The organism is Mucilaginibacter sp. CAU 1740 (assembly GCF_039839285.1).
Classification (GTDB): Bacteria; Bacteroidota; Bacteroidia; order Sphingobacteriales; family Sphingobacteriaceae; genus Mucilaginibacter.
Map to the genome: position 1 here is coordinate 79,286 of NZ_JBDOQS010000005.1, position 22,639 is coordinate 101,924.

The following is a 22,639-nucleotide window of genomic DNA, read 5'->3' on the forward strand; positions in this document are numbered from 1 at the left end:
TTGCCGCCTGTTGATGGTGTATTTTTAGAAAGCGTTAAACTCTGCTACTTGCGTATAGGAGCCATTATACGCCGAATTAATAATGGCCTTGATGTACCTTGCACTTTTAAACCCATTGGGCAAAAACTGCTTTTGCAGGTCTTTGTTGTTCAATAGGTTGAAGGTTCCGGCATCTGTCCATGTAGTGTTATCAAGGCTTACCTGGATGTTCACCTCGTTGGGTTTACCGCCGCCATCAGCCTGCCTGCCAACAAATGATACGCCGTGCAGAGTTTTAACCTCCTTCATATCAATGATGATATAATGCGGTGGTCCTGGCGAACCGCCCTGCCATTGGGTATGCCAATACGTTGATGTATTGCCATCCAGCGCGAATATAGCCCGACCGTTATTAGGCCCTTCGCCATTGGCTTCCTGCGATGAAAAACCGATAATAGCCCAATTGGCACGATCATAATTAGGGTAGTCGTTAAAATCGGGCTGTGCTTTAAGGATATAGAAGGTTGTACGTAAAGCTTCCCGAACTTTTAACGGATTGCCGCTGATACCAACAGGCAAAATATAGGTTTTTAAAGCATCCATTGCGCCTGCGCCACTGGTTTTTACGCTGATGGTTAAAGGCGTAGTGCTTACCTTGCCTTTAGGGATCACTGCCGAATTAGCCGAGAGTGTATAAGCGCCATCTGGCAAAATTGGGTAGTTGGTTTTGTTGGCCACATTAAAGCTATCAACCAGTGTTTTATTAACGGTGAAGTTAACGGAGATATCGCTGCCCGGATAGCCCTGGCCGCCATAATTAGCGCCATAGATCAACGTTTGCGCGCTATCGGTTATTTTGAGGGTTTTCACTACCAGACCGTTAACGGCTTCGGGCATGTAGATCTGGTTGTAGCTGTCTATCGGTTGATAAGGCAATACTACATTATCCTTACAGCCCGATAAAAAAGCACTTTGAACAAGGGCCATCAAGCCCATGAACTTTAAAATATGTTGAGTTTTCATACTTCTTTTACTGAATAATTAATCAATTGCTTACCATCCCGGGTTTTGAACAACCAGTTTTGAGCGGTCCATATCGTACTGGCTTATCGGGAACCAATAGGAGGCAGGCGACCTGAACAGGTGATTGCTCACCACGGTACGTTTATAAAAATCGTCGCCATCTTTGTTCATGTTCATGCCATGTACATCGCCCATTACCTGCGCGGCAATTTTCCACCTGCGAATATCAAACCACCTGTTCGATTCGAAGGCCAGCTCAACCCTGCGCTCCTGGCGGATGCGGGTACGCATATCTGATTGACTTGGCGGAACAGGCAGATCGGTAGTGCCATACTGCGGCACACCGGCCCGCTCCCTGATCAGGTTCAGGTATTTTACGATATCTGCATCGCCAGGGCTGAACTCGTTTAACGCCTCGGCGTAATTCAAGTAGATCTCGCCCAGCCTGAATAAAGCCAGGGGCCGCGCTTGTTGCGCACCGTTACCGCCCGAACCCGCGTTGGTTTGCGTGCCTACGTTTTTACGGACTAAATACCCTGTCTTGGTAAAATCGGTAGGGTGGCCGTTTTTGCCGTTAGGCCCGCTTACAAAAAAACTGATAGGCGCGGCAGCCTGCATATTGCCTCCCTGGAAAACTGAATTGTTATAAGTTACCGAAGCATAAAACCTCGGCTCGCGATTGATGTACATATTATAAACCTGCACGCCGTTCACGCTGGTATAACCAGCTTCGGAGTATAATGACGATTCGGTGATAGGCTTGCCATCCTTCATAAAATAAGCGTCAACCTGTTCCTGCGTAACGCCGATACCATCCCAGCCACCAGCCTGGCGCGGCATACAATGGGTATCCCAGGTAGGTAAGCTGTTTGATTTACGGTTGAAGATCTGCTCGGAATTCCATTGCTGTAAAAACACGCCTTGGTATGATTTTACCGGGTCGCCGCTGGCATCTTTGTATAGCTGATATAAGCCCAAATCAATAACCGCTTTGGCCGCATCAGCAGCTTTTTTCCATTTCTGCAGATCATAGGTCTGGTTGATGAGTTGCTTACCATCTTGCCCTTTAAACGAGGCATATTCAGTATTGCCGTTATACAAGGGACTGGCGGCGTAAAGCAACAGCCTCGATTTTACAGCCAAAGCCATCCCAATAGTAGCGCGGCCCGCCTGCACATCGCTGGCCTGCCCGTTATTGGATGCAACAGGAGGCAAAACAGCCGCTGCTTTATCCAACTCGCTGTTTACGTAGTTCACGCAGTCATCGTATGAACTGCGAGGTAGCTGCATGGCATCGGCAGTAGCATCGGCAGGGATCTCTTTTTCTCCAACCAAAACTACCGGGCCATACTGGCGCATCAGCAGAAAATAAAAATAGGCACGTAAAAAGCGGGCTTCGGCTTTATATTGATCAATTAGTTGCTGGCCGTTCAAAGCCAATATCTCGGCATTGCCATCAATATGATTTAAAAAGTAGGTAGCTGCGCGGATGCCGTTGTAATAGTAATTCCACCTGTCGAATATCGCGTTGCTGGGGCCGATATTACCGATGTTCAGATCGTAAATGGTGTATTTAGACCAGGTTACATCCACCTCATCGGCATTGCCGAGCCATGGGTTTTGTGTCCATTGTTCGGATAGGTCATCTACATAACTGTAAATATTGGCCAGGTATTGCTCGGAAGGGCCTTTCTTTTGAAATACCTGTTCAATAGTGATCCTGTCGTTCGGCACCTGGTCCAGGTATTTTTTACAGCTGCTGCTAAATAGCAGGGTTACTGTTAGTATTACAGCGCTGCACTTTATGATAGTATTTTTCATATTTATTATATGTTGTATGATCAAATTATTTAAAGGTGCATTTGATGCCCATGTTATAAGTTTTAAGCAGCGGGTACTGTGCGCCACGGCCGTCGCCAAGCTCCACATCCCAAAGCTTAAAGCCGCTCACTGTCCATAAGTTATAGCCAATAAAGTAGATGTTGAAGTTTGACATCCCTACCGAACGCAGCCATTTAGCCCCGGCAAAATCATAGCTAAGCTGCAAGGTTTGCAAACGCATAAAAGCGCCGTTTTTAACCCACCAGGTGCTATTGGCATAGTTCATATTATCATTGCCGTAAGTAAGGCGAGGATAAAACGGACGTGGGTTAGTGCTGTTAGGCGTCCATCTGTCGGTGATCTGTGTAAGGAGGTTACCGCGTTCGCCGCCCTGGCTAAAGGGTTGCAGGCCATCGCCGTTTAAGGATACATCAACATTGCTGATGCCTTTAAACCATCCCGCAACTGAGAAACCTTTGTAGCTGATGGTAGGGCCAAAGCCGTAAACAATTTCCGGGATGCTGCCATAGCCGATCGGACCCTGATCGAAGTTGTCGATCTTGCCATCGCCATTCAGGTCTTTGTATTTGATATCGCCGGGTTTGTTGGTGCCCGTTTGGTAAGGGCTGTTCAATACATCAGCCTCGCTTTGAAACAAGCCCAGATCGGTATAACCAAACCGCTGACCAAGCTTGCGCCCAATGCGCTGCTGCCATGGGTATGGCCATGGGGCATTGGCATCATTAATAACCTTAGCCCTGTTCCAGGTAAAGTTACCTCTGAAAGCAATGTTCCAGTTAGTACTAACGCGCTTGTTGATATCAAGCGTTGCATCGATACCCCGGTTATGTACTTCGCCAAGGTTGGCGTAAGGTAGGGTGCGGATACCGGTATAGGTAGGCACATCGCCGCGCTGCCTGAAAATACCGGTGCGGTTTTCCTGGAAAACATCGGCAGTTAAGGATAACGCGTTATCCAGCATTTTAAACTCGATACCCAGGTTTTGCTTTTTAGCTTTTTCCCAGGTTACACTTACGGCATAATCGCCAATATCCAAACCGCCTACACTTTGATCTGTTCCGTTTTGACCGTATGAGTAACCTCCGTTGCCACCGCCAACGGTTGAGATATAAGCAAACCTGCGACCGCCGATATTGCTGTTACCCACCACACCGTACGAATACCTTAATTTCAAAAACTGGAAGGTATTGGCCAGCGGTTTAAAGAATGGCTCTTCCGATATCACCCATCCTAAACCAAACGAAGGGAAGAAACCAAAACGATGATCAGGCGCGAAAGTTTCTGAACCATTGTAGCCAAAGTTGGCTTCGGCCAGGTACCTGTTATTGTAGGCGTAGGTAGCACGGCCAGCCAAACCCATATAACGATAGGGGATGGAGCTGATAAAATCATTGGCAAAAGCATCCTCTCTGTCCGATTGATTGTACAGGATGAGGCCCGTAACCGCATGTTTACCAAAAGTATTATTATAGTTAATGGCAGCCTCGGTATAAAACTGGCGGGTGCCACCGTTTGAACGGTTGTAACCTAAAAAGCTGGTGCCGATAGAGGTTTTATCCAACATCAGTTTGCCATCGGCATCCCGGCCGGTAGCCAGGTAACCATCAACCGTTTTTGTACGGCTTATGGTGTGGGTATTATAATTATCAAACGAGTACATAGCTGTAGCCGAAAGGCCTTTTAATATCTTACCCAGATCCTGCGTTACCCGGATATTGCTCCATAACTGGCTCCTGAATTCGTTTACGTAACCGCTTTGGGTGAGCAGGTTATAGGGGTTGAGCACATCGCCTGTACGGATTTGTGAGTGCAGCCCATTAGAATATACCGGCGGAATCACGATTGGCGGCATAATATAGGCCGAACTCCAGATAGCATCAACCGAACTGCCGGGATAGTTACCATTACTGATCCAGCCCGAAGCGCCGAAATCAACCTTAGTGGTTTTGGTTACGTTGAGGGTTAAGTTTGATGTAAAGTTGTATCTATCAAACTTAATGGCCGAATTGTAATTCGCCAGTTGATCGGTTTTATATAAGCCGTTCTCATTATAATATCCTACAGATAAATAATACTGTGCATTGTCCGAGCCGCCGTTGGCATTAACCCTTGCACGGCGGTTTTGACCAAATTTGTTGAAGAGCACTTTAAACCAATCAACATTTGGGTAAAGGTCGGGGTCGGTTCCGGCGGCTGTTTTCTGGATGCGATCGTCGCTGTATTTAGGTACGGGATCGTTAGGGTTACTGCTTTTATAGGCTTCGTTTGCCATTTGCATATAGGTAACACCATCGGCAAATTTGGGGATGCGGGTAAATTGGGTAATACCCTGGTCGTATTGGGCATTAATAGTGGCTTTGCCGGGCTTCCCTTTTTTTGTTTGGATGATGATAACGCCGTTGGCACCACGTACACCGTAAACCGCCGTGGCCGATGCATCCTTTAAAATACTAAAGCTGGCAATATCTTCAGGATCAACGTTAGCAAGGTCTCTTTCCACACCATCAACCAACACCAGCGGACTGCTGCTGGTAAATGTAGCGATACCGCGGATATAGATCTCGGCATTGTCATACCCTGGCTGCCCGCTACGCTGCACGCCAATAACACCCGCTACTCGACCAGCGATCAGGTCCGACAGGTTGGCTACCGGCTGTTTCAGGTCTTCGGCTTTGATGGTACTGATTGCACCGATCATACTAACCTTTTTTTGCTGTCCGTAGGCTACTACCACTACGTCATTTAATCCGGTAGCCGTTTCCGCTAATACCACATTGATCTCGCGTTTATTATTTACCGGAACTTCCTGCGTGGCGAAGCCTATAAAAGTAAATACCAGCGTACCATTACCATCGGGCAGTTTAATGGAATATGACCCATCCTTACGCGTTGAGGTACTTGCTGAGCCTTCTTTCAATTTCACAGTTACGCCGGGTAGGGGGACGCCTTTATCATCCGTTACTTTACCTGTCACTGTTATGGCAACAGGCTTATTATTAGCGATAATATTATTATCGGCAGGTTTGCGTTTAATAACGATCATGTTCTGGATGATCTCGTAGGTGAGGGGCTGTTGGGAAAAACACCTGTCGAGCACTGCGGATAAAGGCTCGTTTTCGGCGTTGACGCTTACATTTTTCGCCTCTTTCAGCATTTTGTTATCGTACACAAACTCCACACCGCTTTGCCGGTGCAGCTGCTTAAAAACATCTAAAAGTGAAACATCTTTTACCTTTAAACTGATGTTTTGCGAATAGGTGGCCGCGCTTACATGGAGCAAGGCAACCAGCAATAAAACAAACGTGAGCTTCATTATCAGCAAAATTTTGAACAGGACACGCCGGTCCCAGTTGCATGGGAATGCAATGAAAAATTTATACATTTGGTTAGGGTTAGTAAATAATTGGTTGTAAGAAAATAATCGGTTGTTAACCCTTATGCCGAAAGGTATTTGACCGGGGGCGCTCCGACCTGCTCCTGGTCTCTTTTTACATAAGGGTTTTGTAATGAGATTTTTAAGTAGCCGTTAATCCATCACTGTAACTCTCCTTCCTGTAATTTTAAAGTGAACTGATCCTGTTGCTTCGAGTGCTTTTAGCACCATATCGATATTTTTATGCCGTGAAATTGTACCGCCGAAACTGTGCTGGTTTTGCAGGCTTTTTTTATTCTCAAACACTACTTCAACATTGTACCAGCGGCTTATTTTTTGCATGGTGCTTTCAACGCTTTCATTATCAAATACAAAAAAACCTTCCTTCCAGGCTACCACATCATCGGTGTTTACTGTGGCTACGGTAAAGCTTGTGCTATTGAATACCCCTTGTTGCCCTGGAATTAACCGTGTGCTACTATTGGCCGAATGCAGCTTTACCGAACCCTCTAAAAGGGTGGTTTTAATCTCTTTATCTTCCGGATACCCCATCACATTAAAGTGCGTACCTAATACCTGTACGTCCATGCCGTTAACGGCCACTTTAAAAGGCATTTTCCTGTTTTTGGCTACCTCAAAATAAGCCTCGCCGCTAAGCACCACCCGGCGTTCCTTGCCCGCAAAAGCTACCGGATACTTAATAGATGAAGCCGAATTAAGCCACACCTTTGTACCATCAGATAGGATAGTTTGATAGATGCCTCCGCGTGGTACAGTAAGCGAGTTACTATCTGGAATAATGTTATTTTTAATAGTATTATTTGAATTATTATTTTTTGAATAAGAGAGTATGCTGTCGTTTATTTTTTGAATAATAACTCCGGAAGTGCCGCTGATCTGCCCATTTTTTGTGTTGTTCAGGATGATGGATTGACCGTTTGATAAGGTTAGATAAGCTTGATTTTTACCCGGTAAAATGTTATTTGCCGATTGGTTTTCCCGCTTTTTTAAATCCCAGTAATGCCATGAAATTAACCCTGCCGAGAGCAGAAAAACTATACTGGCGGCATACTTTAACCATACTTTAGGCCGCTTCCCGCCAATGCCTACCGGTTGCTTAAAACCCAGCTCCGAGTGCATTTTGGCCATGATTTGTGCTTTTATAGCTTCTTCATCGCCCAGGGTATTATCCCACTGGTTGTCCATGAGTTTTATTTCGGAGTAGTGGGCCTCCAAAAGTTTCTTTTCTTCGTCGGTACATTGCCCGGAAAGGAACTTCTCGTAAAGTGAAATAAAATCCTGTTTCGACATTTTGTGGTTTATACAGATATAGTACTCAACTGACCAAAAAGCTCACATACTTTTTTGATATTTTTTTAGCTTTTATTGTGTTTCTGACATTTTTTAATTATTTTTATTATAACCAGTTATAATGTTAAAACACCCAAAAACAGATAGTGAACTGTGGCACGCTGTACGCCATGATGATCAAACCGCATTCAATTTGCTGTTCGATCGTTATTGGATCAGCCTCTACAAAACGGCCCATTATTACCTCGACGATGATGAGGTTTGTGCCGAAGCGGTGAACGATGTTTTTGTGAGTATCTGGAACCGGAGGAAAGAACTTGATATCGCTTCTTTCTCCAACTTTATGCAAACCTCAGTCCGCTTCCAGATCTATAAACGTCGCAAAGCGGTTAAGCTGGAAATTGTTTTTAAAGAGGATATTGTTGCCGATGGCTGGCACGAAAATAACGATGGCGAAACCCGAATCAGGCAAAGTGAAATTGATAACCTGTTAAGCGGTCACCTGGATCAGCTCCCTAAACGTTGCCAGGAAATTTTTGAACTAAGCCGCTTTGATAATCTCTCCAACTCAGAAATTGCCGAGCGGCTGAATATCTCAAAACGCACCGTAGAAAATCAACTGGCTTTAGCGGTTAAGCACCTGAAGGTTTGCTTTAAGCATATTTATCTTTTGGTGGTGTTTTATTTTATGTGAGGATGAAGGATCAATACATAACAAAAAAAGGTGATTGCGAGAATACGAGCAATCACCTTTTTTATTTGCTTACTGCCGCGGGTTTAGCGCAGCGTAACCCGTGGTTTATAATGGTTTGAGTTTTCAACTCAACCAATCTGCCTTTGTCCGGATCCTCTGACTTCGATCAGCGGTAGTGGTGTAGAGGGGACTAAAGTTGAAAACGTTAGCGATGGTTCACCACGGGTTACGCTGCGCTAAACCCGCGGCAGATGATTTTATATTCTTAATTCTTTACAATTTTATAAATCGCCCCATTAGCATTCTCCGGTCCTGTATCCGAGTTAGTCAACACATAAACCTCGCCAGCCGGATCCTCTCCAAAACCGATGATCTTTAAGTTAGCCGGGATATTTTGAAAGGTGATCTTTCCACGCTGCCATTGAGCTCCTGTTTTTTGCAGATAGAACATTTTACCAACCCAATCGGCAAATACATATTTGCTTTTTAAAATGGGTACTTGTTTGCCGTTGTACACGTAACCACCTATAACAGAAACTCCTTCGGTATGGCTGTACTCGGCAATAGGCATCGTGATTCCTTTAATGTCGCAACCGTTGGCAGGGTTGTAGCAATGTGTGCCCTCGGTTAAACGCCAGCCGTAGTTGGCACCTTTGGTTACAATATCTACCTCTTCCCAAAGATCTTGCCCAACATCGCCTGCAAATAACTGGCCCGATGCTTTATCGAACGAAAAACGGTAGGGGTTACGGAAACCGTAAGCCCAGATCTCGGGCGCTGCATCTTTTTTGCCTACAAAAGGGTTGGTTTTAGGGATGCTGTAAGGCGATTTGCCATTAACATCAACCCGCAAAATTTTACCAAGCAGGTTGCTTAAATTTTGACCGTTACCTATTTCGCCATGTTTGTCGCCCTGGCCACCACCATCTCCAAACGAAATATACAGATAACCATCCTTACCAAACTGTACACAGCCGCCGTCGTGGTTACCATCGGGTTTATCCTGCTCCAAAATCACGCGGCCGCTATTTGGATCGATCGTGTTTGAATTGGGTGATAACTTATACTCGGCAATCACATCTTTATGGTTGAATTTGCCGGTGGTGTTAGCGCTGTAAAAAACATAGAATTTTTTGTTCAATTTAAATTGCGGGTGCAGGCAAATGCCCAGCAGGCCGCGCTCTTCATAGCCTTTGTTTACTTTCAGCATTTTGCTTCGCAGATCAAGCAGCGGCTCATCAAGTAATTTGCCATTTCTAACTATCCTGATCTTGCCGGGTTGCTCGGTTACCCAGATATCGCCATTACCCGGAAAAGTTAAAGCCGTTGGTGATTGCAAATTTGAACTAACCGGCTGAACTTTCAGGGTGATCAAAGGTGGTTCGGCCACATTAGGTGATTGGGGACTATGAAGAACGTACGACGAGCACACGAGCGCTACAGCGCCCATCACCATCGTAGCCCAGGTAGCACCACGTTTTTTATTTTTAAATAATGATTGTTTCATAAGGGTTTTATTGGTTGGTTTAATCTGTTTATTATTCAATGGCCGAAATCGAACCAAAGTGTTCCGCTTACCGGTTCTCCATCAGAATGGTTGGTTTGGCTTTGCGGCCCCATTACTTTTGCCGATTGAAATTTAGTACCAATAGGGCTGATAGCGTTTAAAAAACCGATGCTGCCTTCCGGGAAGGCCGGTTCAACATTATTGTTATCCAGCGCGGCCTGTTCCCTGGCCGGGCGCAACATTTGTAGATAGATGTTTTTATCTGCCGTGTAAACTGTAAAAGCGGATTCTTTATTTTCAATAACCACCCAGTTAAGCTCGGAGTGGTAACCTTTAAACTCAGGATAATCCCAGGTTTGGCCGGTGATGGTATTGTTGTAGGCTTTGTGCCAAACACCAAATTGCTGGCCTTTTAACCTGTTTTTCCAAACCCGGTAAGGGCCACGACCAAGCCATTTCATACCGGTTATTTTATCTTCCGGGTAATTGAAAGTGATGCCCATAAAATCGGCATCGCCTTTTTGGCTGTACTGATATTCCAGTTTAGCCGGTTGGCCTGAGGTGAAAGTCCATTTCACATGCAGGGTTGCCGCGCTATCATAATCGGCTTCAACAACATGGCCGCCTTTAATGGCCTTATTTGTAAACTGTTTTAATGATGTGTTTACACCAGCTAAAACAGGGCCGCCGGATAACGAAACTATGCCTGATGGTTTAGCCACTTTTTGGATATAGCCCGTAGCTTTATCAAAGTAATAGCTTATGCCATCGGATATCACTACGAGGTGTTGATCATCCTCCGTAATTTTAACTGCTGATTTAGCAGGCGAGGAAGTGATTTTATTAAACTCGGCAGGCGTTTTCATCGCCCAGCTCCAAGTGAAAAGTTCTTTTTTATCGGGGCCGTAAGCGGTTAAATACAATGCATCATTTTTTGCCCAGGATGCAGGAAGGTGCAAATCCAGTACACCTTTTTCGCCTGGTTTAAGATCGAACTTTGCAAGCGGGGCAGTGGCGATTACAATAGGCTTAGTTCCATTAGCTTTGGCTACCGGCAGCTTAGCCAATTGCCACTTAAAGCTGCACTGGTTTAGATTGGTAAAACTATACCTGTTTTCTACCGGGATTTTACCGTTAAAAGTTTTATCGATAGGCTGCGGCTCAATATACACCGGCGACCAGATCTCTTTGATCGCATAAAAGCTGCCTTCCTTTTCGCGGTGTGGGCCAACAATGCCGTCGGGAGCATGATTACCATCCGAATCATAGATGTTGTTTTTATCGGTGCGGATCACAGCCTCATCCAAAAACGCCCAGATAAAACCACCTGCACCATGAGGGTGCTTCACCATCTGCGCCCAGAAATCATCCAGCGCGGCACCCGCGCCACCATCATACAGGCCGTGCATAAATTCGGTAGGGAAAAATACTTCTTTCCCGTTGGCTGCGGCATTAACCATGTAATTATAATCGGGATAATGCTTGGTATCGGTACCGTTAAATTTTTCCCATGGGTGGATCACGGTACGTTTTTGCGGATCATAAAGACCGTAATCATTATCCAGCTCGCGGTTAAAGCCGCCTTCGTTGCCGTTATCCCAAAATAGGATAGAGGGGTGGTTAACATCGCGCAGCACTAATTCTTTAACCAGCTTTTTGCCGGTTGGGGTATCATAATTGGCTTGCCAGCCGGTAAGTTCGTCCAAAACATAAACACCCAGCGAATCGCATACATCCAGGAAATCTGCATCCGGCGGATAATGCGACATACGCACCGCATTCATGTTCATCTCCTTCATCAGCTTAACATCCATAACCTGGATAGCGTGGCTTAAAGTACGACCGGTTTCCGGCCAAAAGCTATGCCTGTCGCTGCCCTTCATCACTATCTTAGCGCCATTCACATACAAGCCGTCGTTAAAACGTACTTCCACCGTGCGGAAACCGAATTTCTGTTTTACCTGGTGAACAACGCCCTGTTTGTTTTTTATAGAGATGGCAACCTGGTACAGGTTAGGAAACTCGGCGCTCCACAATAAAGGTTTATTGAATTGCGCTTTTAATTCGAGATGATCATCAGTAGTATTTGCTTTTACAGCAAACGGCTGACCGACTTTTTCGCCGTTTAATTTCAGCACCTGCGCTTCGATACTTTCATTACCTTTCAAATTCTGCGCATAAACATCTGCTTGAAATGAACCGTCAGCTTTAGCATTAATGGCCATACGTTCGATGTAAGTTTCAGGAACTATCTCCAAATAAACCGGGCGGTAAATCCCCCCAAATACCCAGAAATCGCTATTGCGGCGTTCAGCATCATTTACCGAAGCGTTTGCCGATGTTTTGTCAACAGTAACTTCGAGCAGGTTTTTGGCGTTTGATTTTACCAGGTCGGTGATATCGTACTTAAACCTGTAGAAGCTGCCCTGGTGCACCGGACCGGCCTGTTTGCCGTTTACCATTACTTTGGTATCCGTCATGGAGCCTTCAAAAACTATCAGCACCCTTTTGTTTTGCCAATTGCCGGCGGTAAACTCATGCTTATACTGGCCTTGCTCGTTGCTTTTTACCTTATCGTGCCCGTAATTGTAGCTACCGAAACCTTGCAACTCCCAGTTGGATGGGACAGGGATTTTTGTCCACTGGCCGCTTTTGCGTCCATCGGTACAAAAAAAGTCCCATTGTATGGTATGATCTTTACCCGTACCCGATAGGTATTTGATAATGGTTTCCTGTCCGAAGGTTTGGAAGCAGGATGCGATGAATACTAATTGCAGAAATACTTTTTTCATTACTGGTTGTTTATGGGCTGATGCTAAACGTGAATTGGTTGTTTTATTGGGGTATGATAAATCCCATTAACAAGATTACTCAACCTTAAACTGCAAAAAAAGAATATGGCCAATTAAAACCATGCAATCGTTTCCGGAAAGGGTTTATGCTGATGCAACTAACCAAAAAAACGTGATTGCGAGGCACGAAGCAATCGCGAACTATGCAGGGTGGCCCGCTTGACAAAAGACTTACGAAGTTTTTAAAACTTCGTAAGTCTGGTTTGATTCAAAATTATTTCTTACCCAACAACTGGATCTGGTAACTAAACGATGTAGGCTTAGCATACACGCGATATTGCTCTAAAGGCCGCGGTCCGCAACCATAAGAGCCTACGCCCAAAGTTTTATGGCTTACGCATAACACGGTGCCTTTGCTTTTTGGCAGATCGATCTTGTATTCAACATCGGTCATTTCTTCATCGCTATAAGGCAATGCTGTAACCTGGAACAGCTCATCAGTTTGCTTAACTGCAATGCCCGATCCGTTGGTGGTAAATACTTTTGCCCAGCGTACATCCTCGTGGTTGCCGTTATCCATCGGTTTTTCATAAGGTGTCATTTGTTGCGCAATGGTGCTTGAATAATGACCGACATCAAAACCACTTTTCCTATCGGCATAATTTTCCATAGGGCCGCGACCAAAGTATTCAAACTGGTCGAGGTCTTTTTTCAAGAAAAGGCGTACACCTAATCGGCCGAATACGATCTTATCGTTACCATTAAAGCTTACATTGTTATCAGCTTTGATATTGCCATTGCCATTAATAGTGTAAACCGCCTGGTGATGCACTACAAAATCATGTTTGCCGGTACCGGTGAGGCTAACTTTTATCTCCACCTCGCCGCCGGCAAGTTGGGTGGCTTTCACCTCATCTGTTTTCCAGGCCAATTCTTTTAAGCCATATTTAAGCCAGTAATCATCATAAGCCCACATATCATCCTTACGGTGAGGGGCGCGCCATAAATGTAGCGCGGGGCCTCCGGCATCTTGCAAAACATTTTCGCCATCTTTTTCCAGTTTGGAGAAAGTGCCTTTCGCTTTATCAAATTCCAGGCTAAACCCGCTGCCTTTTACTTTGATCTCATCTTTACCATCAGCTAAAGTCAATTTACCGGTTGCAGGTTGTTCTTTAACAGCTGGTATGGCTATAGGTAATTCTAACTGCTGAGCGGCAACTTCAAAGCCCTTTTTTGCCCATAAGTTATCGGCTGCCTGGTCAAATGAAACCCTCAGAAAGTATTCTGCACCTGGTTTTGGAGTAATGTTATAAGGGATTTTTACATCTTGTTCTGTGCCCGGTTTAATTTCTTTTAATGCCAGGTTGCCTGATGAAATAAGGTCACCATTTTCGCTGATTTCCCATTTGGCGGTAAAGCTATTCAGGGTGATGAACTGGTAACGATTTTTAATGGTTACGATGCCGTTTTTCAGGTCTTTAGGATGTATGCTGATCCACTGGTAGGCGTGTTTTAACTCAGGGTAGTGTGGTTTCAATGAACGATCAGAAAACACAACGCCTTTATGAATGAAGTATTGATCGTTCGGGTATTCGCCAAAACCACCACCAAAGGCCGTGATAGGATGTTTAGGGTCGCGGTTATTGTAAACGCCCTGATCCTGCCATTCCCAGATAGCACCACCCAATAACTGCGGATATTTATCAAACAGATCGTTATAAATATCTACCGAACCCATTGAGTTGAACATGGCATGCGCGTACTCGCACAGGTAAAACGGCTTGGTTAAAGTATTATCGTTAGCATGTTTTTCGAGGTTTTCTACATCGGTGTACATCTCGCTGTCCATATCGGCAGGGTTGTTTTTGCCGATGCCGAAACCCTGATAATGTGTAGGCCGGCTTGAATCGATATCTTTAATTACCTTCAAAACAGCCCTGAAATTTGAACCACCGCTGCCGCACTCGTTACCTAAACTCCAGATCACAACCGAAGGATGGTTTTTAAAATTCTCAACGTTGGCTACGTTCCTGTCAATTAAAGCAGCTTTAATTCTTGGCTCTTCGTTAAACTCGTCCCATGCGCCATGGTTTTCTAAATTGGCTTCGGCAACAAGGTAAATACCGTACTGATCGCAAAGTTCATACCAGCGTGGATCGTCAGAATAGTGGCAGGTACGCACGTGGTTACAGTTGGCTTGTTTGATCAATACGATATCTCTGATCATTTGCTCTTCAGTCACCGCGTGACCATCATTTGGCCAGTTTTCGTGGCGGTTTACACCTTTTAGTTTGATAGGTACACCATTAACCAAAAACAAACGGCCTTTAATTTCGATGCTCCTGAAGCCTGTGCGCGATGAAAGCGTTTCAACCGCATTAGCTCCATCATTAATTTTAACAACGGTTGTATAAAGCTTCGGCGTTTCCGCAGTCCATTTTTGCGGATTGTTTACGTGGAAACTGGTCTCAACGGTAACTTCTTCGCCGGGTTTAAGAGCAGGTATTGCTTTTTTCGCGGTCGCTCCGGGAACGGCTATGCTACCATTGTATAAGGCTACATCAAGTACACGTGCTTTAACCGCGGCCGTACCGTAGTTTTTAATTTTGGTTGATACCGATACATCAGCGTTTTTATATTCCTTATCGAGGTTAGTTTTTACAAAATAATCCCTGATGTGCTCCTGCGGACTGCTCCACAAAGTCACATTCCTAAAAATGCCGCTTAAACGCCACATATCCTGATCTTCCAGGTAGCTGCCTGTGGTGAAGCGATAAACTTCAACCGCTAAAGTGTTTTTGCCAGGTTTGATGTATTTGGTGAGATCAAATTCGGCGGCGTTGCGGCTGTTTACGCTATAGCCTACCTTTTTGCCGTTAACCCAGATAAAGAAACCTGCATCAACACCATCAAAAGTGATGAAAATACGACGACCGCTCCATTCTGCAGGTACCGTAAAATCGCGACGGTAGCTACCTACCGGGTTACGCTCGGTGTAGGCGGTATATTTTTCGGGCGGGGTACTCATTACCCTCGGGAAATCTTTTTGAAAGATGTAGGTGAAATTGCTGTAGTAAGGCGTACCGTAGCCTTCAATTTGCCAGTTAGATGGCACTTTGATGTCCTTCCATTTAGATACATCATAATTGGTTTTATAAAAGTTAACCGGACGCTTTTGCGGCCAGTCGACCCAGTTAAACTTCCAAAGGCCATTCAGACTGCGGCTAAATGATGATGCATGGCGGTTTGCCGCGAGGGCTTCTTTTAACGAAGCATATGGCATCAATGTAGCATGGCTGGCTTCCTTATTGATACCAATGTTTTCAGGGTCTTCAATCTCTTTGGGTACAGAAGCCGTGTCCGTTGCGGTTAGTCTGCTCCCTGCAGGTGCCTGGAAACCGAAGCTCATCTTGTAACAGGAAACAAGGCTGAGCGTTAATAGAACAATTGTCTTTTTTGAGAAAAGGGTTTTACTCATAGATGTTTATAATTTGGATTTTTTGGGCGATTGATAATTGTATAATTCCAATACAAATAAATGTAAATTTTACAGCTGTAAATTGTCATACTGTACATTTTTATTGGCAAAATGTACGGTAAACACGCAAATAGGGGTAATAGAGGCGGTTTCGCTATTATCGAATCTTGTTCTTTAAAACAAAAAAGAGCGGCTCGTTACCATTGGCTTTAAATGGGCCGAAATCAAAAAACGCATTCCCAATTAGCAGGTCAGGTTTTCCATCAGCATCAAGGTCGCCTTCATCCATGGTTACGCATCTTTCAATTTTTACATCCGCTGGGAGTGAATGCGGCTCGAAGTTTAATCCTCCTTTGTTTTTTAAGAATACAAAACCTTCTTCGGGTTGGCGCGAATCGGTAAAGAGACCGATGGTTGCGATATCTACTTTGCCGTCGCCATAAAAATCGCGGGCGATGGCTTTATAGCAACCATTTATAGGGTAAAAGTAACGTTGATTAAATCCGTCGCGCTTATCGTTCAAAAAAATATAAACTCCATGGTAAGGTTTCAAAATAGCGGTAGCGTTTCCATTATCGCCGCAGGTATAAACAATGTCTTTGTGCCCATCGTTATCAATGTCTATCATTTCAAAAGATGAAGAACCGTAAACCGGAGGGAACCGCAATACTTGTTTTACATTAAACTGCCCTTTGCCATTGTTGCTGAAATGGTAAATGCCCTCCTCTGCCTGGGCAAACAGCACCCAGATATCCGGTGCGGTTTTGTTTTTTGAGTAATCGAAATAAGCTTTAATAGCGCCAGGCAAACCGCTGATGCTATGTTTTACAAAGCCGCCGTTGCCCTGGTTTTCCATCCAACTTAAGCCGCCATTTAAATTGCCAAATTCGCAGAGCAAATAATCAGTACGGTCATCACCATTAATATCAGCGGCCTGGATCTGCACAGGCCTTGCCAACTTGTTAAACAGCGGTTTTACGCTTAAGCTCATTTTACCGGGCGGTGATATCTGCAGCTCATTAACAGCACCCAGTTTATCGCTGTTGGCATCGAGTACTTTGCCGATGGTGCAAACATACACAGCACCTTTATCAAAAAGCATATCAACCACAGGCCCTGTAGTGGTTACCGAATCAATAACTTTTACTTGATTATTGAACAAATAAAGTTTATTTGAACGCCCATTGGCAACAAAGATCCTCGCAGGTTTTACTGAATTATCAATTTTTACGTAAGTGCCCAACACCTGTTTACCGGCAAAAGCATCGGCTGGAGATTTAAATGCGAAAAACGGCATCTTGCGGATAATTTGAGCCGGTTTATTTTGTACGGCCAACCTGATCGGGGCTGTGTTCAGGTAGTAATCTAAGATATGCTGCCAATCGGTTTGGGTTAGTGTAGGTCGGTCGGGCGCGGTAAAATCGGGGGCTTTTATAGCCGGGGTATAATCAACCCCGGCATGTTGTTTAATACCCAGCCGCAAGCCCATTTGCGGTAGCAGCGTATGCCATTTATCGCGATTAAGCAATTCTGGCCCGGGGTACATATGGCATGACCGGCAGTATCGTTGCGATAATATTTTACCATCGGCTATTGTAGCAGGAGTTGCCTGCGGATAAGTAGCCGCGTTATCCGTGCTTTCTGCTTGCGGATTACCACACCCAATGCCGATCGTTACAGCAATAGCCCAAGCTATGGATAACCAAATTATTGTTTTCAGATTTGTGAATTGTTTAGCATACCGATGCTTGTCCGCTTTCATCACAATGCCCTGGTGCCCTTTAATTTATCCAGCACGCGGTTGCCAACTTTATTGCCCTGGATGATACCGTTATCAATAGCATCCATAAAATGGATTCCGCCCCAAAAGCGTGAGATGGCAGCTTCTTTAGCTGCTTGTGTGAACGAAGTAAAATGCCTTGGTGGTACGCCGTAGCTAACTTCCACACTATCGGTATATCTAAAATTATCGCCAAAATAATGTGTAAGGATCACTGCGGACGTGGTTGACGCTACCGAGTGCCCGCTAATGTACTCCGGAAATGGTGGGGTTTGCAACAGTGGTTTCCAATGCGGATCGATGTATTGGCGGATAGCTGTTTCCGGGCGGATGCGGTTGGTGCGGTATTTATCGTCCCAGCAGCAAATAAAGGCATCTGTTAAGCCAACTGCTATCGCGGTATTTACCTCCATTGTTTTTGCGAAGCTGGCGTTACTTTGTTTACAGGCAATATTAGTAATACCCATCCAATGCGCTCCCGGCGAGATTTTTTTTAAGCCAATGAGCATATGTCCGTCGTTTTGAACCGCAAAAGGGTTGCAGTCCCAAAAGTTAGCGATATCTTTTTCTTCCTGTGTTAAGCCGCTGCCGCTTTTGGCATAGCTTAACTGCAGAAATTTATAAAAAGCCGAATTTTTATCGGTAGAAAAGGAGATAGGCGGATCAGGAACAAACTGTGCCGCCGAATCGAGCGTGAATGGCCTTACGGTATTGAAATAAGGCTCTACCGGCAGCATATAAGCCGGAGGGGTAAGGTCCCAGCTCCCGGGAGTACCCTTAAGCTTATACCGCGGAAGTGCGCTTATTTTTCGGTAGTTATCGGCTTTGGCATATGCGAGGATCTTTTTGCTAATGAATTTGGCGTAGCTTTTTGAGCTATCGATCATTTCATCGCTGAAGCCGATCTTTCTGCATGAATCTAAAAAAGCACCCTCATTTTTGAGCATTAAACTACCCGAAGGCTGAAGCTTGCCAGCCGTCTCATACATGGCCAATACAGCACTTAGTTTATCATTATAGCCCGAAATTTGTTTTGGAACTTTAATGGCCGGGTAATCATTCAGCGCACCATGCATACTTTTAGCCTGTTTATCATTCTGGCTCACTACTTCGTACCCCGCTAAACAAGTGTAGGCAAAAAAACGCGATGCCAAAGGCGGATTAGTAACATCATGGATCATTACATCAGCCATCTGGTTAATTACCCTGGCAATATCTTTATGCCCCAGTTGAGGCGGCGGTGTTTTGTGGCAGCCGGTTATCGCCAATAAACCAAACAGCGCTATTAATAAATTTCTTTTCATTGTTTTGATCACTGTGGTTTATATGCTTTGAGTTTGCCTTTATCCATGCTAAAAAGTAATACGTCATTTAATTGAAGTACGCCCCGAACATCGCCTTTTAAACAAAATCCCGATTGTCGCTGATTTACATAGCTGTAGCCGCCTTTACCATCGCCTTTAAGCAATACGCCGTAATTGGCATCGTACTTACCAAAGCGGATGCGGGCGTGGCTCAGGTTACCGCAAAGTAACAGATCGGCTTTGCCATCGTGGTCATAATCCAGCTGGTTTATGGTGTAAATCGGTGCGTATTGCGCCTGTGATGGCAATGCTACTTCATGAAGTTTGCCTTGCGCGTTGCTCAGAAAAAGGGTAGTAGCAAGGTGGTTTGCACTAAGTTTTTTTACATCTTTCAATTCTTCGGCGGTAAAAATCTTATCCACCGTGGCATCGGCATAGCTTTTATAATCGGGGAAACGGGTGCGCATGATGCTCATCTGATCAAGCATTTCATCGCGGGTTACATAAGGGTAACTGGTATGCTGGATGTAAAAGCATAGGATCGGGTCGATCGAACCGTTATCGTCAAAATCTTTGTATAACATTTCGGCGGGTTCGGCATCGCTGGCTTTGCATTGGGTGTTGAGGCCAATGTTACCTGCGATAATATCCGGGTGACCATCATGGTTAATATCGCTTACATTGATGCAGTTCCACCAGCCCGTGTATTTTTTATCGAAGTATTTTGTTGTGGCATTGGTTAATTTCCCGTTGCTGTTTTCAAAAACAGTGATCGGCATCCATTCGCCGGCAATGATCAGGTCAGGCTTTTTATCGCCGTTCAGATCTGCCCAGGCCGCATCAGTTACCATACCTATGTTTTTTATCGCCGGATTATAATTATCTGTTTGATTACTGAAATGCCCTTTACCATCGTTAATGAGGATATAGCTTTCTGGCGTTTCGGGATATTGACCCGGAATTACACGGCCTCCCACGAAAAGATCAGCAAAGCCATCACCATTAATATCGGCAACCTTCACACAGCTTTTACTGCAGGTCATTTTAGGTAAGGCACCTGTTGCTTTGCTGAAGTTTCCTTTGCCATCGTTAAGATAAAGCCTGTCCTGCAATAAAACGTTATCCTGCTTATAATCGGCGTATCCGCCAGAGGCCACGTACAGATCGGCTTTGCCATCGCCATTGGCATCAAAGAAAACGGCCGCGGCATCGGTACTTTTTTTATCAGCATCAAAAGCGGCTTCTGGATTAGAAGCGAACTTGCCGCCGCTTTGTTTTAGATATAAAACTCCTGCTTTTTCATCGTGGCCTCCAACGTAAATATCTTCAAGCCCATCGCCGTTAACATCGGCCTTGGCCAAACATGATCCGGAGAATGAAATGGAATTAATCAGTAAAGGCTGGCGTTTAAAATCGTTAGTAGTATTTTCGCTTTCGCGGGATGTAATTGGTGAGGCAATTTCCTGGAATATCGGTTTAATTGGTTTTTGCGCCGGATTGCTACCAGTGGCATCCTTCTCATTTAGCGTGATCTGCTTATCCGCCTTTACATCAGTAAGCAGTTGTGAACCGCCGCGTAGCCAGGTTATCCTTAATGAATCAACCTGCTTATCCTTACCTAAACCAAAATGCAGTACTGATGATACTGTTGATTGAAACCCACGGGTTGGCATTTGTTCAAGCAGTTGCTGTTTGCCTTTACTGTAGATAGTAACCTTAGCGCCTATACCTTGCGTATTGCCACCTGCACCTTTCAGGTTGATGGATAAATAGTGATTGCTGTTTTGTGTAGAGGCCTGGTTTTCATAAACAAAGGCTGGCTGGTTGATATTGTTTACTACCAGGTCAAGGTCGCCGTCATTATCCAGGTCTACATAGGCTGCTCCATTGCTGTTTGATGGCAGTGTGATTCCCCATTGCTGGCTTACGTTGGTAAACATGGCATTGCCGTTGTTTTTAAACAGGTAGCTTTTAACCTGCGATGATGGCATCTCGTTTACAATTTTCAGGAGGTCTTCACGCATCACCCGGCGATCTTTCAGGTTATCGCCCATAAATTTCAGGAAGTCCATATTGGTGTAGTCGCGGGTGTAGCCGTTGCTTACAAAAAGGTCTTTCCAGCCGTCGTTATCATAATCGGCAAAAAGAGGAGCCCAGCTCCAGTCTGTATTGGAAACACCTGCCAGTTGACCAACCTCGCTAAACGTATTATCGCCGTTATTGATCTGCATCATATTCCGCATGTATTGGTAGTAAAAACCCACACGCAGGTTCAGATCAAAAGCCTCATAATTATCAATACCGAAGAGTAATTTTTGGCGTTTATTATCCTCCGGAAGCATATCCAGCGTATAAATATCCGGCTTGCCATCGTTGTTGATATCTGTTACATCATTTCCCATCGAGTAGAAGGATGTATGGCCTATTTGCTTTTGCAATTCATCGGTAAAGGCTCCTTTAGCATTATTGATATACAGCCTGTCGGGAACGCTGTAATCGTTTGATACATAAATATCCGGCCAGCCATCGCCATTAATATCGGCAATGCCTGCCGCTAAGCCATAGGATAGTGGATTGTTTACAATGCCTGCCTTTTCGGTAATATCAACAAAGCGGTTATTATCATTCTTTAACAAACGAATGCCAGATTCTGCATCTCTTTTCGCGGCCATATCTTTCACAAAGGCATCATCCATAATACTGATGCGACCGGGGTTGTGGTTTATCAGCAACAGGTCGAGATCGCCATCCTTATCATAATCAAAAAAATAAGCTTGTGTGCTGAAGGATGGGAAATCGAGCCCGTAATCGGCGGTCATATCTTTGAATGATGGGATCCCGTTCGCATCGTTACCTTGGTTTATAAAAAGCTGATTAACGCGTTTTTCCGCCCGTACTTTACCCGAGTAGCAAACATACAAGTCGAGCTTGCCGTCGCCGTTTACATCGGCCATAGTTACGCCCGTTTTCCAGGGGCCGGGGCGGCCTGTTACGCCTGCTTCGGCGGTAATATCTTTAAACTGCATTTTGCCCTGGTTCAGGTACAGTTTATTATCGGTCATGTTGCCGGTAAAATATACATCGGGCAGGCCATCACCATTCAGATCGCCGGTGGCTACGCCGCCGCCATTGTAAAAATACTCGTACATTAATACGTTGGTGTTCAGGCCTTCGGTTAGCGTATTGGCAAAATCAATATGGGTTTGTTCTGGCTGTAATAATTTGAACAGTGGCTGACTGCTATCCTCGGCGGATTGCTTATCGCCGCATCCGGCAATTATAATGGTACATAAAAGCCCAGGCAATAACAAGGCCTGTTTTTTGCGCTTTTTAAGCGACGGAGAGCTCCGGAATATCTTCATTTTTGGTTTAATATGGCTTACGGAGCAGGGTTTCCGTAAAATTGTTGTCAAGATAACAATTATTCTATATTTGGTAACAATGTTGTGATATTTATTGATGGTCTGCTTTAGGTTTAATTTCTCTCCTTATAAAATCGTCATTGCGAGGTACGAAGCAATCGCGAACTATACAGGGCGGATTTGCATAGTCCTCC

11 protein-coding genes are annotated in these 22,639 nt (G+C 44.8%); 1 reads left to right on the forward strand and 10 read right to left on the reverse strand.

Annotated elements, in window-relative coordinates; translation table 11 throughout:
- Window positions 1–24 precede the first annotated feature (24 nt).
- From AAFN85_RS12770 to AAFN85_RS12785, 4 genes are all read right to left on the reverse strand, one after another.
- Entirely contained in the window at window positions 25–1,002 is a 978-nt protein-coding gene (locus AAFN85_RS12770; protein ID WP_347527713.1) for a DUF1735 domain-containing protein, read from the reverse strand.
- A 30-nt stretch (window positions 1,003–1,032) separates the two neighbouring features.
- On the reverse strand, window positions 1,033–2,823 hold the full coding sequence (locus AAFN85_RS12775; protein WP_347527715.1) for a RagB/SusD family nutrient uptake outer membrane protein: 1,791 nt from the start codon (window positions 2,821–2,823) through the stop codon (window positions 1,033–1,035).
- A 25-nt stretch (window positions 2,824–2,848) separates the two neighbouring features.
- Window positions 2,849–6,157 (reverse strand): TonB-dependent receptor, encoded by a 3,309-nt coding sequence (locus AAFN85_RS12780; protein WP_347527716.1) that lies wholly within the window; start codon window positions 6,155–6,157, stop codon window positions 2,849–2,851.
- A gap of 213 nt (window positions 6,158–6,370) precedes the next feature.
- Window positions 6,371–7,528 (reverse strand): FecR domain-containing protein, encoded by a 1,158-nt coding sequence (locus tag AAFN85_RS12785; protein WP_347527717.1) that lies wholly within the window; start codon window positions 7,526–7,528, stop codon window positions 6,371–6,373.
- A gap of 121 nt (window positions 7,529–7,649) precedes the next feature.
- Between AAFN85_RS12785 and AAFN85_RS12790 the strand changes: the two genes are divergently transcribed.
- A complete protein-coding gene (locus AAFN85_RS12790; RefSeq protein WP_347527719.1) occupies window positions 7,650–8,222 on the forward strand; it encodes a sigma-70 family RNA polymerase sigma factor in 573 nt (190 codons plus the stop codon).
- Between the two features lie 265 nt (window positions 8,223–8,487).
- Here the strand turns inward: AAFN85_RS12790 and AAFN85_RS12795 are convergent, their stop codons facing one another.
- The 6 genes from AAFN85_RS12795 to AAFN85_RS12820 form a co-directional block, all read right to left on the reverse strand.
- On the reverse strand, window positions 8,488–9,729 hold the full coding sequence (locus AAFN85_RS12795; RefSeq protein ID WP_347527720.1) for a PQQ-dependent sugar dehydrogenase: 1,242 nt from the start codon (window positions 9,727–9,729) through the stop codon (window positions 8,488–8,490).
- Window positions 9,730–9,764: 35 nt separating this feature from the next.
- Entirely contained in the window at window positions 9,765–12,521 is a 2,757-nt protein-coding gene (locus tag AAFN85_RS12800; protein WP_347527721.1) for a glycoside hydrolase family 2 TIM barrel-domain containing protein, read from the reverse strand.
- A gap of 274 nt (window positions 12,522–12,795) precedes the next feature.
- Window positions 12,796–15,999 carry a glycoside hydrolase family 2 TIM barrel-domain containing protein gene (locus AAFN85_RS12805; RefSeq protein ID WP_347527722.1) on the reverse strand — a complete coding sequence of 1,068 codons (3,204 nt, stop codon included), beginning with the start codon at window positions 15,997–15,999 and terminating at the stop codon, window positions 12,796–12,798.
- Window positions 16,000–16,156: 157 nt separating this feature from the next.
- The gene (locus tag AAFN85_RS12810; RefSeq protein WP_347527723.1) at window positions 16,157–17,761 is read right to left on the reverse strand and encodes a VCBS repeat-containing protein; all 1,605 of its coding nucleotides are present in this window, start codon (window positions 17,759–17,761) and stop codon (window positions 16,157–16,159) included.
- The gene (locus AAFN85_RS12815; RefSeq protein ID WP_347527724.1) at window positions 17,761–19,083 is read right to left on the reverse strand and encodes a vanadium-dependent haloperoxidase; all 1,323 of its coding nucleotides are present in this window, start codon (window positions 19,081–19,083) and stop codon (window positions 17,761–17,763) included. Before AAFN85_RS12815 ends, AAFN85_RS12810 begins: the two co-directional genes overlap by 1 nt.
- Before the next feature lie 8 nt (window positions 19,084–19,091).
- Window positions 19,092–22,445 (reverse strand): VCBS repeat-containing protein, encoded by a 3,354-nt coding sequence (locus tag AAFN85_RS12820; protein WP_347527725.1) that lies wholly within the window; start codon window positions 22,443–22,445, stop codon window positions 19,092–19,094.
- Window positions 22,446–22,639 lie beyond the last annotated feature (194 nt).